Annotated in this window: 1 pseudogene; it reads right to left on the bottom strand. The window is 67.2% G+C overall.

The window, feature by feature from the left end:
- Positions 1-308: pseudogene (locus SB754_RS19710) on the bottom strand (Tat pathway signal sequence domain protein); the annotation flags it as partial.

Here is a 308-nt window from a genome sequence, read left to right as displayed (position 1 = left end):
GCACCTTGCGCGTGGGATCCAGCCCGAGGAACGTCTCGTCGCTATCGCGTAGCTCATCGAGGAGGTCGCCGACGCGCTCGTCGGCGGTGAGGTAGTGGTAGAAGCGGCGATACGCGGGCGTCGAGATGCGCAGCTGCTTGGCCGAGCACCCCCAGTGCTGCACGTTGTGTCGGGACCCGAGGCCCTTGAACCGGCCCAGGTGGTACACATCGACCTCGCCAGTGTGGCGGGTCATCGCCTCGGCGAAACGGAAAACGTCGGCGCGGCCCGTGCGCAGATACGAGTACCAGAGCCACAGGTCGGGGGAC

Origin of the sequence: Leifsonia sp. SIMBA_070, from assembly GCF_046534635.1 — a bacterium.
In the GTDB taxonomy this organism is placed as follows: domain Bacteria; phylum Actinomycetota; class Actinomycetes; order Actinomycetales; family Microbacteriaceae; genus Leifsonia.
Note: the sequence above shows the minus strand (reverse complement) of the source record. Positions and strands in the feature narration are given on the sequence as shown.